Below are 14,970 nucleotides of genomic sequence, written 5' to 3' on the forward strand. Positions count from 1 at the left end.
GCCGCGCCGGCGTCACCCGACACGCGCCGGCCGTCCGGCGCCGCCCGGCGTCCCCGTTGCGCGTGAGCCGCCAGCCGCCAGCCGCCAGCCGTGAGCCGTTGACGTCAGCCGTTGCGCGGGCCGGGGAAGGCGCCGCCGGAGAGGCTGTCGTCGCGGGCCGACTGCGCCGGGGGGCCGGCGAGCGGCGGCGGGGTCAGGGCCGAGGAGACCGAACGCGCGGCGGGGACAGTCGCGGCGGCGGTGGCCGTCACGGTGCCGGACGGGTGGGCGCCCTCCTCCCGGGCCGCGGCGGAGGCGGCCGCCCGGCGCGCGCCGTACCGGCGGTGCACCGCCTGTTTGGTCACGCCCAGCGCGGAGCCGACCGCGTCCCAGGAGAAGCCGAGGGAGCGGTCGAACTCGACGGCCGCGGTGACCAGGGTCTCCACGCTGTCGCGCAGCTCCTGCGCCAGGCGGACGGTCGGGGCGGGCGCCCGGCCGTAGACGACGAAGCCCTGCGAGGGGCCGCTGCGCCGCGGGCGGTAGACGTTGCCCAACTGGGCGGTGAGGGTGCGCAGCGCGTCCACCTGCCGGCGGACCCGTTCGATGTCCCGTACCAGGAGGTGAAGGCTGGCCCGTGCCTGGGCGTCGTGGGTTGCGTGGTCGGCCATGAACAAGCCTCTCGGAACCGGTGTCATATCGGTCAGTGGGTCACAACGGGCGGTACGGGAGGGGCCTGCCGGGCGGACCGCTCACCGGTCCGGAGCCGGCGGACCGTCAACCCGGTGGCCCGGTGTGGGTCAAGCTCATTTGACCAACGCGTCAGGCTGCCGCGGGGTCACGCGCAAGGGGCGTGCCGACGTGCGCAGGGGGCGCGCGGCATCCGGTACGCCCCCTGGCACGCCCTCACCGGCGGTCCGGGCCGCATAGACTGGCGGGCCCCGGAGCCGGCAGGGCGTCCCCGCCCGGCCCGCACCGGTCAACGTTCCGCCGTGCCGTCCCTCGTCAGGAGCCCGCCCTTGTCCGTCCTGCCGATCCGCATGTTCGGCGACCCGGTGCTGCGCATGAAGGCCCAGCCGGTCACCGTCTTCGACAAAGAGCTGCGCACCCTGGTCAAGGACCTCACCGAGACGATGATCGACGCCCCGGGCGCCGGCCTCGCCGCGCCCCAACTCGGCGTCTCCCTGCGGGTGTTCACCTACCACGTCGACGGTGAGACCGGGCACCTGGTCAACCCCGACCTGACGCTCACCGACGAGGAGCAGTTCGGCCCCGAGGGCTGCCTGTCGCTGCCGGGCCTGAAGTACGACTGCGGCCGCGCCTTCGGCGTGGTGGCCAAGGGCTTCACCATGTACGGCGACCCGGTCACCATCGAGGGCACCCAGCTGCTGTCCCGCGCCATCCAGCACGAGACCGACCACCTCGACGGCATCATCTTCATCGACCGCCTCGACCCCGAGCTGCGCAAGGCGGCGCTCAAGGCGATCCGCGAGGCCGAATGGGCCGACGGCACACCCCCACCGGTGAAGCTCTCCCCGCACGGCGGCACCTTCGGCACCGCCCGCTGACCCCGCCCGGGGAGGTACCCGGGGCGACGGGCGATCCGGTCCGTCGACCGGCCGCACCGTCCGGATCACGCGCGGCGGCCCGGCCGACCGGCCGCACCGCCGGCGCCGACCGCCGATACCGTCCGTCGACCGGCCGCACCGCCGGCCGACCGCCCGCACCGTCAGCCGGCAGCCCGCGCGCCGGGCCCGCCCCCGCGCCGCCCGCCCGCCGTACCGTCGGCACCGGCGTTCCGTACCGCCGACGTCCCGTACCGCCGGCGCCAAGGTCCCCTACCGCCGGCGCCGAGATCCCGTACCGTCCGGGCCGGCCCCCCGCCGACCGGCCGCACCCGTGGCCCCCTCCGTTGAAGAAAGGCACCCCACCCACCATGAGGCTCGTCTTCGCCGGCACCCCCGAGGTCGCCGTTCCCGCCCTGGACGCGCTGCTGGCCGCCGGCCGGCACGAGGTGGTCGCGGTCGTCACCCGGCCCGACGCGCCGGCCGGCCGCGGCCGCAGGCTGGCCGCCAGCCCGGTCGCCCAGCGTGCCGAGGAGGCCGGCATCGAGGTGCTCAAGCCGAAGCGGCCGCGCGAGGAGGACTTCCTGGCCCGGCTGCGCGAGATCGCCCCCGACTGCTGCCCGGTCGTCGCCTACGGCGCGCTGCTGCCCAAGGCCGCCCTGGACATCCCGGTCCACGGCTGGGTCAACCTGCACTTCTCGCTGCTGCCCGCCTGGCGCGGCGCCGCGCCGGTGCAGCACGCGGTCATCGCCGGCGACGAGGTCACCGGCGCCTCGACGTTCCTCATCGAGGAGGGGCTGGACTCCGGGCCGGTCTACGGCGTGCTCACCGAGGCGGTCGGCCCGCGCGACACCAGCGGCGCGCTGCTGGAACGGCTGGCCGGCTCCGGCGCCGGACTGCTGACCGCCACCATGGACGGCATCGCCGACGGCACCCTGGTGGCCCGCGAGCAGCCCGCCGACGGCGTCTCGCTCGCCCCGAAGATCGCCGTGGAGGACGCCCGCGTCGACTGGACCGCGCCGGCCCTGCGCGTCGACCGGCTGATCCGCGGCTGCACCCCGGCCCCCGGCGCCTGGACCCTGCACCACGGCGAACGCCTCAAGCTCGCCCCGGTCCGCCCGGCCCCCGGGTTCGACGGCCCGGCCCCGGCCCCCGGTGAGCTGGTGGTCGGCAAGAACTCCGTGCACGTCGGCACCGGTTCGCACCCGGTGGAGCTGACCGACGTGCAGGCGCAGGGCAAGAAGCTGATGCGGGCCGCCGACTGGGCCCGCGGCGTCCGGCTGGCGTCCGGCGACCGGCTGGGGGAGTGACCGCGCCGACGCCGTAGCCTGGAACGCGCGGGGCGAGCCGTCACCGGCGGTCCCGCGCGCCGAACCCGCCGACATCCGGAGCACCTTCCCGCTGTGAACGACCAGCCACGCCGCCGCCGCCCCCAGCACTCGTCACGGCCCGGTTCCGGCCCCCGCAAGCCCTACCGCAGCCCGTCCCCCGACCCGGTGCGCCGGCTCGCCTGGGACGCGCTGCGCGCGGTGGACGAACGCGACGCCTACGCCAACCTGGTGCTGCCCGCCCTGCTGCGCGAGGCGGAGAAGAAGGGCCCGTTCGACCGCCGCGACGCCGCGCTGGCCACCGAACTCGTCTACGGCACCCTGCGCCGCCGGGGCACCTACGACGCGGTCATCGCCGCCTGCGTCGACCGGCCGCTGCGCGAGGTCGACCCGCCGGTGCTCGATGTCCTCTCCCTCGGCGCCCACCAGCTGCTCGGCACCCGCATCCCCACGCACGCCGCGGTCTCCGCCACGGTGGAGCTGGCCCGCGAGGTCGTCGGCGACGGCCGGTCGAAGTTCGTCAACGCGGTGCTGCGCAAGATCGCCGCCGACGATCTCGACGGCTGGCTGTCCCGCGTCGCGCCGCCCTACGACGAGGACGCCGAGGACCACCTCGCCGTCGTGCACTCCCACCCGCGCTGGGTGGTCTCCGCGCTGTGGGACGCCCTCGGCGGCGGCCGGGCCGGCATCGAGGAGTTGCTCACCGCCGACAACGAACGCCCGCAGGTCACCCTGGTCGCCCGCCCCGGCCGCTCCACCGTCGACGAACTCGCCGACGCCGTGGGGGAGTTCGCGGAGCCGGGGCAGTGGTCGCCGTACGCGCTGCGACTGGCCGACGGCGGCGACCCGGCGGCGCTGGACGCGGTGCGCGAGGGCCGGGCCGGCGTCCAGGACGAGGGCAGTCAGCTGGTCGCCCTGGCCCTGGCGGCCGCGCCGCTGGACGGCCCGGACCGCCGCTGGCTGGACGCCTGCGCGGGCCCCGGCGGCAAGGCGGCGCTGCTGGCCGCACTGGCCGCCGGCCGCGGTGCCGCGGTGGTCGCCTCCGAGAAGCTGCCGCACCGCGCCCGGCTGGTCGCCCGCACCCTGGCCGGCAACCCCGGCCCGTACCAGGTCGTCACCGCCGACGGCACCCGCCCCGCCTGGCGCGAGGGTGCCTTCGACCGGGTGCTGGTCGACGTGCCGTGCAGCGGTCTGGGCGCGCTGCGCCGCCGCCCGGAGTCCCGCTGGCGGCGCCGGCCGCAGGACGTGGCCGCCTTCGGCCCGCTCCAGCGCGACCTGCTGCGGTCGGCGCTGCGCGCGGTACGGGTCGGCGGCGTCGTCGGCTACGCCACCTGCTCCCCGCACCCGGCCGAGACCCGCGTCGTGGTCGACGACGTGCTGCGCGGCCGCTCCGGCACCCCGGCGGCGGCGGCCGAACTCATCGACGCCCGCCCCCTCATGCCCGGCGTCCCCGACCTCGGCGACGGCCCCGACGTCCAGCTGTGGCCGCACCGGCACGGCACCGACGCGATGTACCTGGCACTGCTGCGGCGCACCGCGTAGCGGCGGGGGAGGGCCCCCGCCGGGCACCGGCCGTCACTTCCGGTGCGGTGCTGCGCCGGTGCGGCGAGGCGGCGGTGCGGTGCTGCGGCGGCGGTCCGGCGGGGTCCGGTGAGGCCCCGGTGCGGTGCTGCGGCGGCAACCCGGCGGGGTCCGGTGAGGCGGCACGGGGACGCGGCGGGTCGCCTCCTCCGGTGGGCTGTTGACCTTCACCCTCGGGGAAGCCGCACAGTGGTCGGGACCGGGCACCGCCCGGAGCGAGGGAGCCCGTCCATGAGCCTGGTCAGCATCGGTGAGTTCTCCCGGCTGTCGCGACTGTCACCCAAGGCGCTGCGGCTGTACGACGAACTCGGACTGCTGGTGCCGGCGCGCGTCGACCCCGCTACCGGCTACCGCTGGTACGCGGCGTCGCAACGGGACCAGGCCCGCCTGGTGGCGGCGCTGCGCCGGATCGGCGTACCGCTGGCCCGGATCAGGGACCTGCTGGCCCTGGAACCGGCCTCGGCCGCGGAGCTCGTCCGCACCTATTGGGCCGGGGCCGAGGCCGAGCACGCCGCCCGGCGGGACCTCATCGGGCACCTCGTCGACCACCTTCACGGAGAGAAGCCCGCCATGTACGAGGTCGCCGTCCGCGACATTCCCGCCCGCAGCCTGCTCAGCCTCATGCGGCGCGTGCACGAGGACGAACTGGAGGAGCGGACCCGGGAGCTGTTCATCCACCGGCTGTTCGGCGGCGGTGTGCCGCGGATCGAGGGGATCGCCGGAGCACCGTTCACGATCCACCACGGGCAGGTGAGCGGGGACAGCGACGGCCCGGTGGAATGGTGCTGGCCCGTCCCCGGCGATCGGGCGGACGAGGTAGCCGCCGGATTCCCCGATCTCACGCTGCGCACCGAGCCCGCGCACCAGGAGGCGTTCGTCCGCCAGGGCGTGCCGGGGCGGTGGGTCGGCGGGGCCCAGGTGGAGATCGCCGTGGAGGCCCTGTTCGCCTGGGCCGGGGAGCGAGGACGCCAGCCGGCCGGGGGCGTGCGCAGCGTGCTGGTGCCCAACCCCGCCAACAAGGGAGCCGGGCCGGACTGCGAGTTCGCCGTGGCACTGCGCTGAACCGGCCGCGCGGCACGCCGCACCCCCGGCGCGCTCCCGCCGCCACATCGCTCCGGCACCGCAGCATCCCCCGCCGCACCGCTGCACCCCTTAAACGCCGCGCCCCCGCCGCCGCACCGCTCCCGCAGGCCGCGCGTGCCGGCTCCCGTTCACCGGGCGCCGGTGATCGTCACGGAGTCGCTCGCCGACCGCCTTCGGGCTAAGGTGCGTCGGGAACGGCCGGCAGGGGGAGGCACGATGGACGTGACCGTGCGTGACACCGCGAAGGACACACCGCCGACGGGGTCCACGCTGGAGTCCGTGGTGGTGTACGCGGCGGGAGCGGTGTGCGTCCGGCGGGCCCGGTGCGTGCTCGCGGCGGGCGCGGGCGGCACCGTGCGGATCGACGGCCTGCCGGTCACGCTCGACGAACACACCCTGCGCGCCCGGGTGGTGTCCGGTCCGGCCGGCCTGCGGGTGACCGACGTACGCGCCGACCTGGCCGTGACGACCCGGCGCGGGGACCGGCTGCCGGGCCTGCGGCTGGACCTGGAGGACGCCGAGGACCAGGTGTCCCGGCTGGCCGACCGGCGCGACCGGCTCGCGGCGGAGGTCACCGAGGTCGCGGCCTTCCGCGCCGAGCCGCCGCAGCCCCGGCGCGGCGAACCGCCGCGCTGGGCACCCATCGAGTCGATCCTGACGCTGGCCGGTTTCGTCGACACCCGCCTCGCCCTGCTGCACGACCGGCTGCGCGCCGCCGAGGACGAACTCGCCCGCGCCGAGCACGACGCCGACGTCCTGCGCCACCGCCTGGAGCAGGCGTCCACCGCGCTGCGCACCGATCGCGCCCGTCCGGTCCTCACCGCGGTCCTGACCCTGGCCCACGACCCCTCCGCAAGCGCCCCCGACGCCGCAAGTCCCTCCGCCGGCCCCGGCGACCCCGCCCCCGCGACCTCCCGCGACGTCCCCCCGGACTCCGTGGCCGCGGACGTGGAGGTGAACGCGGGCGTGGACCTGAACGCGGACGCGGAGCTGGAGCTGGAGCTGGAGTACCGCGTGCCCGGGGCCAGTTGGGCGCCGGTCTACCAGTTGCGGCTGGCCGGCGGCGGTACCGGGGACAGCACGCTGGTGATGCGCGCCAGCGTGGCCCAGCGCACCGGCGAGGACTGGACCGGCGTGCGGCTGGGGCTGTCCACCGCCGACCTGCTGCGCCGCGCGGACCTGCCGGAACTGCGGTCCCTGCGGATCGGCCGCGGCCAGCCGGAACCGCGCACCCACGGCTGGCGGGAACCGCCGGCCGGTCTGGCGGAGCTGTTCACCGGCTACGACACCGCCGTCGCCGCCCGCCCGGCCGACGAGCGGTCCGCCGCCCTCCCGGTGTCCCTGCCGCCGGCGTTCCGCCCGCCGCCCGCGCCGGCCGCCTACGGCGCGGCGTCCCCGGCCGCCGTGGACCGGCCCGACGAGGACGACGGGCCGCTGATGGCCGGTGGTTCGCCCGGCGGCCCCGTGCGGGCCCCGGCGCCGGTCGCCGCCGCCGCGCCGCGCGCCGCGCGCCACCACGCCAAGCGGTACGGGCCGATCGCTCCCGGCGGTGCCCCGCCCGCCGGAGCGCCGGCCGACGCGCCGCCCGCCGACGACCTGCTCGACTACGCCCGCCTCACCCTGGCCGGCCCGGACGCGCCGCGCGCCCGCGGCACCCTGCGCCCGGACCCGGCGAGCCCCGACGCGGTCGTCGCCGAGTACCGCGGCCGGGCGGAAGCGGTGCGGCGGCTGGCCCGGCCGGCCCACGCGGCGGACGTGCGGGAGTCGGCCGGCGCCTTCGACTACCGCTTCGACACGGCCGCCCCGGTGGACGTCGTGGCGGACGGCGCCTGGCACACCGTGCCGGTCTGCGAGATCCCGGCACGCACCGAGTCCGCCTACGTGTGCGTGCCCGCGGTGGACCCGGCGGTCTACGGCACCGTGCTGGTGACCAACACCTCCGCGCACGCGCTGCTCGCCGGCCCCGCCGACGTCGTGGTGGACGGCGACTTCGTGCTCACCGCCGCGCTGCCCACCCTCGCCCCGGGCGAACGGCAGGCGGTCGGCGTCGGCGTGGTCGAGAGCGTGCGGGTGGCCCGCCGCACCCACATGCGCGAGTCCACCGCGGGCCTGCGCGGCGGTACGACGGTGCTCGACCACACCGTGGAGGTCGAGATCGCCAACCGCCTTCCGCACCCGGTGACCGTCGAGGTGCGCGAACGGATACCGGTCTCCGCCGACAAGGACGTCCGGGTCGAGGAACACCGCGCCACCCCGCCGTGGGCCGCGCCCGACGAGCCGTTGGCCGGCCAGGACGACGCCCTGGTCCGTGGTGCCCGGGTCTGGCACGCCGAGGTGGCCGCCGGCCGCACGACCACGCTGAACGGCGGCTACGAGATACGCCTGCCGGCCGGCAAGGCGGTCGTCGGCGGGAACCGGAGGAGCTGACCATGACCGACACGCACCCCCAGGACCCCGGCTTCGACGCCGCGGCCGCCCGCAACGCCGGGTCCGCCGACGGCACGCCGACCGGCAGCGCGCCGGGCGACAACGGTTCCGGGGCCGCCGGCCGCGGCGACAACGGGTCCGGGGCCCCGCCGTTCGACGCCGCAGCCTCCGTCGAGCGGGCCTTCGGCGCTCCCGGCTCCCGCCGCACCGGCCGGGAAACCCCCGCGACCGGCGGTGAAGGCGTCACCGGCACCCCCGACGGCCTCCCGGGCACCCCTGACGGCACCCCCGACCGCTTCCCGGGCACCCCCGACGGCACCTCCGGCGATCAGCCGGCTTCCGACGGCACCCCCGGCTCCGCCGCCGACGCCGACATCACCTCCGGCGACCAGCCGGGCACCGGCACCGGCGGCGGCAACGGCACCGCCGGCCCCGCTGAAACCGGCGGCGCCGCTGCCGCCGTGTCCCTGCCGATCACCGCTGTGACCTGCCTGGAGGACCGCGCCCAGGTCGAACGGTCCGGCACCGTGCGGCTCGCCGCCGGGGTGGTGCGGCTGCGGGTCGGGCCGGTCACGCCGCTGGCCGTCGACCGTTCGCTGCGCGCCGAGCTGTCCGCCCCGGACGGCGACCGGGCCGGCGCGGTGGCCCACGTGGTCGACGCCCGCGTGGTGCGCGCGTACACCCCCGCGCCGCCCGGTGAACCGGCCGCCGGCGCCTCGCAGTTGAGCCGTGACGTCGAGGAACTGGAACGCGGCGTCCGCGACACCCGCCGGCAGCGGCAGCGGGTGGAGAGCCGGCTCGCCGTCATCCGCCAGGCCAAGGCCGACCTGCACCGCGACATCGTGCAGGGCGCCGGGGCCGGCGACGCCGACCCGGAGCGCTGGGCCGACCGGCTCGACCGCGTCGACGAGGAGGCCGAACCCCGGGTCGCCGAACTGCACCGGCTGGGGCGGCGGTTGAAGGACCTGGAGGAGGAACTGGACGAGGCTCGGAGGGCGTTGGAGGCCACCGAGGGCGAACCGCTCCGGCTGACCGCGTACCTGGAGCTGGTCGTCGAGGCCGAGCGGGCCGGCGAGGCCCGGCTGAGCGTCGTCCACCTGGTGCCGTGCGCGCTGTGGCGGCCCGCCTACCGCGCGACCCTGGCGGGCGACCGGGGGTCGGTGCTGGTGGAGACCGACGCCTTCGTCTGGCAGGACACCGGTGAGGATTGGCACGGCGTGCGGCTGTCGCTGTCGACCGCCCGGCCCACCCTCGCCGCGAGCCCGCCGCGCCTGACCGAGGACGTGCTCACCGTGCGGGAGCGCTCGGCGGAGGAACGCCGCACCGTCGAGGTCGACCTGCGCGAGGAGGAGATCCGCACCACCGGCGGTCCCTCGCCGGCCGGCGCGGACGACGCGGTGCTGCCCGGCCTGCACGACGGCGGCGAGGTCCGGGTGCTGACCGCGCCGCACCCGGTCGACGTCGCCTCCGACCGGCGGCCGCACCGGGTGCGCCTGTCGTCGTTCACCGCGCCCTGCCGCACCGAGGACACCTGCGCGCCGGAGCTGTCGCCGCTGGTGGTGACCACCGCGCGGTTCACCAACACCGCCGGGCACGTGCTGCTGGCCGGGCCGGTCGACCTGCTGCGCGGCAGCGGCTTCACCGGCCGGGGCCGGCTGGAGTTCGCCGGCGCCGGTGCGCAGGTCCGGCTGGCGTTCGGCAGCGAGGACACCTTCCGCGTCGTGCGCCACGTCGAGGAGAGCCGCGACACCGCCGGCCTGACCGGCATCAACCAGCGCACCGTGATCACCCGCGAGGTGCGGCTGTTCGTCTCCCGCCTCGACGCCTCCGACGACACCGCCGAACGGGAGGTCGTGGTCCGCGAACGCGTGCCGGTCTCCGAGGTCTCCGCCGTCGAGGTCCGGCTGCGCCAGGACGCGTGCCGCCCGGCACCGGACGAGACCGACGCCGACGGGGTGGTCCGCTACACCCTGCGCCTGCCGCCCGGCGCCCGGCGCGAGATCACCCTCGTCTACGACCTCACCGCTTCCGGCGCCGTCGTCGGCCTGTGACGGGTGGTGGGTGACGGGTGACGGCTGGCGGCTGGCGGCGGTGGCGGGTACCGTTCCGCCGTCGCTGCGCCGGACCGGCACCGCTCCGTTGCTGACGGCGGCCGGCCCGTACCGTCCGGCGGCCCCGGCGGTGGCCCGCCGCCCGCGCCCGTTCCGTCCGGCGACCCCGGTGCCCGTACCGTCCGGCGTCCCCGCCGGCCCGCACCACCCCCGGACGCGGGTTTCTCCGGTCAGCGGACGCGGTCGCCGATGACGTGCTCGACCAGGTCGGCCACCGCGCCGCCCGCGCACGGGCCGACCACCAGGCCGGCGGCGGCGCGTACCTGCGGGTGGCCGTCGCCCACCGCGGCGCCGAGCCCGGCGGTGCGGAGCATGTCGGTGTCGTTGGGGTTGTCGCCGATGGCCGCGATCCGGTCCAGCGCGACCCCCTCCCGCTCGGCCAGCACCCGCAGCGCGGGGCCCTTGCCGGCGCCGGGCGGCAGCATCTCCAGGTAGGTCGCCTCCGACTGGAGCAGCCGGACGTCCGGGCAGTACCGGGCCGCCAGTCGCGCCAGCGGTTCCAGACCCGGCCGCTCGGCGATCAGCATCACCTTGGTCGGCGCCTGCCGCGGCTCGTCCTCGCGCAGTTCGATCCGGTCCCGGCCGGCGTACTCGGCCAGCACGGGCGCCTGCCGCAGCACGAAGGCCCGCTCTCCGGCGAACGCGATCGCGCCGACCCCGTGCGGCAGCGCCGGCACCAGCCGGTCGCGGAGCGGCTGCCAGGAGGCGCCCAGGTCCAGGTCGAGCAGCCGGGCGCCGGAGTGCCGGTCGGTGATCCGGGCGCCGTTGCAGACGATCATCGGTGTGGTCAGGCCGAGTTCGCGGTGGTAGAGGCCGGCCGAGACCTCGTTGCGGCCGGTGGCGACCACCACCGTGCCGCCCAGTTCCCGGTAGCGGCGCAACGCCTCGGCGCTGCGCCGCACGATCCGCAGGTCCCGGTCGACGAGCGTGCCGTCGAGGTCGGTGACGATCCAGTCGTAGGCCAGGCCCGGTACGGCGGACGTCAGCACGCGCTCCCCTCCGTCCCGGTGGTGGCCTCGGCCAGCAGCGCGCGCAGGCCGTCCGGACCGGCGACGACCGCGTCCGGCTCGGCCCGCACCGGGTAGGGCCGGTCGTAGGTGCCGGGGGCCTCCATCAAGATGGTGGCGCCGACCCCGGCGCGGCGGCCGCACAGCACGTCACGGTCGTAGTTGTCGCCGACGTACCAGCACCCCGGCGGCTCGACGCCGAGGGCGCGGGCGGCCAGCCGGATCATCTCCGGGTTGGGTTTGCGCACCCCCGCCTCGTCGCTGTAGACCTGCGCCGCGATCCGCTCGGCGAAGCCGTGCGCCGCCAGGAAGTCGCGGTGCACCGGGCCGGACAGCGCGTTGCTGACGATGGCCACCGGGACGCCGGCGCGCTCGGCGGCGCCGAGGAGCCGGTCCGTGCCGGGCCGGGCGACCCGGTGCTGCCGCAGTTCGGCCACCCGGCGGCACAGCGGCCCGGCGTGCGCCGCCACGTGGGCGCGGGCGGCGGCCGGCCAGTCGGCGGCCACGAACTCGGTCCAGAACCGGTGGTGGGACATCTCCTCGGGCGCCGCCGGCCGCGACATCGCGTTCCGCCAGTGCGCGTCGGCGGCGGCGCCGGCCCGCAGGTCGGCCTCGATGTGCCCGGCGTCCGGCCCGCCGCAGCCGGCCGCGGTCAGCGACCGGTGGACTTCGGCGGCCAGCTCCGCCGCCCAGCCGGGCCGCGGGGTGCCCGTGACGACCACCCCGCCGAAGTCGAGCAGCAGTGCGGTGGGTCGGGGCAACGGGCCCATGTCGCGGTCCTCTTCCTGGTTGCTGCGGGACCGCGGGCCGCCGGGCCCGCGCGGGTGCGGGCGGCGCGGCGCGGGCCGGGGTCAGTGCGCGGCGACCGTCATCTCGAACGAGTAGCGGGTGGCGCGGTAGACGTGCGCGCCGTACTCCACCGGACGGCCCGAACTGTCGTACGCGGTACGGGTCATGGTCAGCAGGGTGGCGCCGCGGGACTCGCCGAGCAGCCGGGCCTCGGCGGCGGTGGCCCGGCGGGCGCCGATGGTCTGCGCGGCGGTGCTCAGGTCCGTGCCGGACCGGCGCAGCAACTGGTAGAGGCCCTGCTCGGACAGCGCCTGCTCCGACAGCTCCAGCAGGCCGGCCGGCAGGTGGTTGCGCATCAGGGCGATCGGCTGGTCGTCGGCGTACCGCAGCCGCCGCACGGCGACCACCTCCAGGCCCTCGGCGACCCGCAGCGCCGCCGCGACCTCGGCGGAGGCCGGCACCGTCTCGATGGACAGCACGTCGGTGCGCGGCCGGCGGTCCTCGCGCTCCAGGTCCTCGTACAGGCTGGTGAGTTCGACCTGCCGGCGGATGCGGTTGGTGACCACCTGGGTGCCCACCCCGCGCTTGCGGGCCAGCAGTCCCTTGTCCACCAGGTGCTGCATGGCCTGGCGCATGGTCGGCCGGGACAGTCCGAACTGGTCGGCCATGGCGATCTCGTTGCTCAGCCGGGTGCCGGGCGGCAGGACGCCGGTCTCGATGAGTTCCTGCAACTGCTGGGCGACCTGGAAGTACAGCGGCACCGGACTGCTCCGGTCGATGGTGATCAGCTTCGCGAACGACTCCACGTCACCCTCCTGGGGACTGTTCTCAACCGCGTCAGTATGCCTCATGGCCGGTTAAGCTCTGAACGTCCATATGTCATAACAAACACTTGCCCTGCGGGCTGCCGGAGGGTAGAAAGCAGGGGAGCCGCTCCCAGGTCCCCGCACGAAAGGCCCCCGCATATGCGTATCGGACTCATCGGTACCGGGCGTATCGGCGCGTTCCACGCCGAGACCCTGGCCGGCCTGCCGGCCGTGACCGGGGTCGTGGTCCACGACGCCGACGAACGCTCCGCGCGCGCCGTGGCGGACCGGATCGGCGCGACCCGCGCCGCGGACCTCGACGGGCTGCTGGGCTCCGGCGTGGACGGCGTGGTCATCGCCGCGCCCACCTTCGCCCACGCCGAACTCATCCTGGCCGCGGCCCGCGCCGGACTGCCGGTCTTCTGCGAGAAGCCGGTGGCCGGCACCCTCCAGGAGACCGACGCGGTCCTCGCGGCGCTCGACGGCACCGGCGTCCCGCTGCACATCGGCTTCCAGCGCCGCTTCGACGCCGGATACCTCGCGGTGCGCGAAGCGGTCGCCGACGGACGGCTCGGCTGGACCCACACCCTGCGCGCCTGCACCTCCGACCCGGCCCCGCCGCACGCCGGCTACATCCCCGGCTCCGGCGGCATCTTCCGCGACTGCTCGGTGCACGACTACGACATCGTGCGCTGGGTCACCGGCCGCGAGGTCGTCGAGGTCTACGCCACCGGCGCCAACCGCGGCGAGGAGTTCTTCGCCGCGGCCGGCGACGTCGACACCGGCGTCACCCTGCTCACCCTGGACGACGGCACCCTCGCCACCTGCACCGCGACCCGCTACAACGGCGCCGGCTACGACGTGCGCCTGGAGGTCTGCGGCTCCCGGGGCACGCTGGTCGCCGGCCTGACCGACCACAGCCCGCTGACCTCCGCCGAGGGCGCCGCCTGGCCCGCCGGCACGCCCCACCCCGGCTTCATGGAGCGCTTCCTCGACGCCTACCGCGCCGAACTCAGCGCGTTCACCGAGGTGGTGGCCGGCACCCGGCCCAGCCCCTGCACCGGCCGGGACGCCCGCGCCGCGCTCGCCGTCGCCGACGCCGCGACCCGCTCCCGCGCCGAGGGCCGCCCGGTGCGGCTGGCGACGGTGGCGGCGTGATCCGCCTCGCCGGCGCCCCCATCTCCTGGGGTGTGTGCGAAGTGCCCGGCTGGGGGCACCAGATGGCGGCCGGCCGGGTGCTGGCGGAGATGCGCCGGGCGGGGCTGACCGCCACCGAGTTCGGCCCCGGCGGCTTCCTGCCCGCCGACCCCGCCGAACGCGCCGCGCTGCTGGCCGCCCACGGCCTGGAGGCGGTCGGCGGCTTCGTGCCCGCCGTCCTGCACGACCCCGGCCACGACCCGCTGCCCGGCGTCCGGCACGCCCTGGCCGGCTTCGGCACCGCCGGCACCCTCGTGCTGGCCGCCGCCACCGGCACCGACGGCTACGACACGCGGCCCGAGCTGACCGAGAAGGGCTGGGCGGCGCTGCTGGGCAACCTCGACCGGATCGCCGCGTACGCCGCCGGAGCGGGCGTCACCACGGTCCTGCACCCGCACGTCGGCACCATGGTGGAAGGCCGTGCCGAGGTCGACCGGGTCCTCGACGGCAGCGGCGTCCCGCTGTGCCTGGACACCGGCCACCTGCTGGTCGGCGGCACCGACCCCGCCGACCTGGCCCGCCGGGTCCCCGACCGCGTCGCGCACGTGCACCTCAAGGACGTCGACGCCGTACTGGCCGCCCGCGTCCGGGCCGGCGACCTCACCTACACCGACGCCGTGCGCGGCGGGATGTACCGCCCGCTCGGCCGGGGCGACGTCGACATCGCCGGCATCGTCGCCTCGCTCACCGCGGCCGGCTACGACGGCTGGTACGTCATGGAGCAGGACACCGTGCTGGACACCGGCCCCGCCGAGGGCGCCGGCCCGCTCGCCGACGTCACCGCCGGCCTGGACTACCTGCGCGCCGCCGTCCCCGGCTGAACGCGGCGCACCGGGGGCGGAAGGCGCCTTCGCGGCAGGCGGCGGGGGAGGCCGTCACCGGAGCCGGTCAGGGGGGCGGGGACGACCGCGCGGCGCCTTCGCGGCAGGCGGCGGGGGCGGCTGTCACCGGAGCCGGTCACCGTTCCCCGGGACCGGCCAAGGCTCCGTCGACACCGGCCACCGGTCGGCCAGCGCCCGCGCCAGCGCCGGCGCCACCGCTGGCGCCGCCCACCCCCCGCCCGGCGAACACCCCCCGCCCGCCGAACACCCCCCGCCCCC

General features: G+C 77.0%; 12 protein-coding genes. 8 read left to right on the forward strand and 4 right to left on the reverse strand.

Annotated features, from left to right (window positions below; genetic code table 11):
• Positions 1-104: 104 nt before the first annotated feature.
• Entirely contained in the window at positions 105-647 is a 543-nt protein-coding gene (locus POF43_RS18630; RefSeq protein ID WP_271323829.1) for a hypothetical protein, read from the reverse strand.
• 348 nt (positions 648-995) lie between these two features.
• On the opposite strand from POF43_RS18630, the gene def reads away from it, so the two are divergent.
• The 6 genes from def (at position 996) to POF43_RS18660 (ending at position 10,011) form a co-directional block, all read left to right on the forward strand.
• Positions 996-1,544, forward strand: a complete 549-nt coding sequence (gene def, locus POF43_RS18635) for a peptide deformylase (protein WP_271313219.1) — start codon at positions 996-998, stop codon at positions 1,542-1,544.
• A 368-nt stretch (positions 1,545-1,912) separates the two neighbouring features.
• Positions 1,913-2,851, forward strand: coding sequence for a methionyl-tRNA formyltransferase (gene fmt, locus POF43_RS18640; protein WP_282698941.1), 939 nt, complete (start codon positions 1,913-1,915; stop codon positions 2,849-2,851).
• 93 nt (positions 2,852-2,944) lie between these two features.
• Positions 2,945-4,411: an RsmB/NOP family class I SAM-dependent RNA methyltransferase gene (locus POF43_RS18645; protein ID WP_271325367.1), complete on the forward strand. Its 1,467-nt coding sequence runs from the start codon at positions 2,945-2,947 to the stop codon at positions 4,409-4,411.
• A 270-nt stretch (positions 4,412-4,681) separates the two neighbouring features.
• On the forward strand, positions 4,682-5,512 hold the full coding sequence (locus POF43_RS18650; protein WP_271325366.1) for a MerR family transcriptional regulator: 831 nt from the start codon (positions 4,682-4,684) through the stop codon (positions 5,510-5,512).
• Between the two features lie 237 nt (positions 5,513-5,749).
• Positions 5,750-7,960, forward strand: coding sequence for a DUF4139 domain-containing protein (locus POF43_RS18655; protein WP_282704653.1), 2,211 nt, complete (start codon positions 5,750-5,752; stop codon positions 7,958-7,960).
• A 2-nt stretch (positions 7,961-7,962) separates the two neighbouring features.
• The gene (locus POF43_RS18660) at positions 7,963-10,011 is read left to right on the forward strand and encodes a mucoidy inhibitor MuiA family protein (protein WP_308217746.1); all 2,049 of its coding nucleotides are present in this window, start codon (positions 7,963-7,965) and stop codon (positions 10,009-10,011) included.
• Between the two features lie 230 nt (positions 10,012-10,241).
• Here the strand turns inward: POF43_RS18660 and POF43_RS18665 are convergent, their stop codons facing one another.
• The 3 genes from POF43_RS18665 to POF43_RS18675 form a co-directional block, all read right to left on the reverse strand.
• Positions 10,242-11,060 carry an HAD family hydrolase gene (locus POF43_RS18665; RefSeq protein ID WP_271324290.1) on the reverse strand — a complete coding sequence of 273 codons (819 nt, stop codon included), beginning with the start codon at positions 11,058-11,060 and terminating at the stop codon, positions 10,242-10,244.
• Positions 11,054-11,848: an HAD family hydrolase gene (locus POF43_RS18670; protein ID WP_271317505.1), complete on the reverse strand. Its 795-nt coding sequence runs from the start codon at positions 11,846-11,848 to the stop codon at positions 11,054-11,056. The genes POF43_RS18665 and POF43_RS18670 overlap by 7 nt, the downstream gene beginning before the upstream one ends.
• Positions 11,849-11,929: 81 nt before the next feature.
• Complete coding sequence (locus POF43_RS18675; RefSeq protein ID WP_271324291.1) at positions 11,930-12,673, reverse strand: GntR family transcriptional regulator; 744 nt, start codon at positions 12,671-12,673, stop codon at positions 11,930-11,932.
• Positions 12,674-12,832: 159 nt separating this feature from the next.
• Between POF43_RS18675 and POF43_RS18680 the strand changes: the two genes are divergently transcribed.
• Both POF43_RS18680 and POF43_RS18685 read left to right on the forward strand, forming a co-directional pair.
• On the forward strand, positions 12,833-13,831 hold the full coding sequence (locus tag POF43_RS18680; protein ID WP_271324292.1) for a Gfo/Idh/MocA family protein: 999 nt from the start codon (positions 12,833-12,835) through the stop codon (positions 13,829-13,831).
• Entirely contained in the window at positions 13,828-14,691 is an 864-nt protein-coding gene (locus POF43_RS18685) for a TIM barrel protein (RefSeq protein ID WP_271317502.1), read from the forward strand. Before POF43_RS18680 ends, POF43_RS18685 begins: the two co-directional genes overlap by 4 nt.
• The last annotated feature ends 279 nt before the right edge of the window (positions 14,692-14,970 follow it).

The organism is Streptantibioticus silvisoli (assembly GCF_027947535.2).
GTDB classification, from domain to species: Bacteria; Actinomycetota; Actinomycetes; order Streptomycetales; family Streptomycetaceae; genus Streptantibioticus_C; species Streptantibioticus_C silvisoli.

What these genes read in the sequence shown, in the direction of transcription:
- POF43_RS18630 (WP_271323829.1), bottom strand. Translation starts at nt 647, where the DNA reads ATGGCCGACCACGCAACCCACGACGCCCAGGCACGGGCCAGCCTTCAC.
- fmt (WP_282698941.1), top strand. Translation starts at nt 1,913, where the DNA reads ATGAGGCTCGTCTTCGCCGGCACCCCCGAGGTCGCCGTTCCCGCCCTG.
- POF43_RS18650 (WP_271325366.1), top strand. Translation starts at nt 4,682, where the DNA reads ATGAGCCTGGTCAGCATCGGTGAGTTCTCCCGGCTGTCGCGACTGTCA.
- POF43_RS18655 (WP_282704653.1), top strand. Translation starts at nt 5,750, where the DNA reads ATGGACGTGACCGTGCGTGACACCGCGAAGGACACACCGCCGACGGGG.
- POF43_RS18660 (WP_308217746.1), top strand. Translation starts at nt 7,963, where the DNA reads ATGACCGACACGCACCCCCAGGACCCCGGCTTCGACGCCGCGGCCGCC.
- POF43_RS18670 (WP_271317505.1), bottom strand. Translation starts at nt 11,848, where the DNA reads ATGGGCCCGTTGCCCCGACCCACCGCACTGCTGCTCGACTTCGGCGGG.
- POF43_RS18680 (WP_271324292.1), top strand. Translation starts at nt 12,833, where the DNA reads ATGCGTATCGGACTCATCGGTACCGGGCGTATCGGCGCGTTCCACGCC.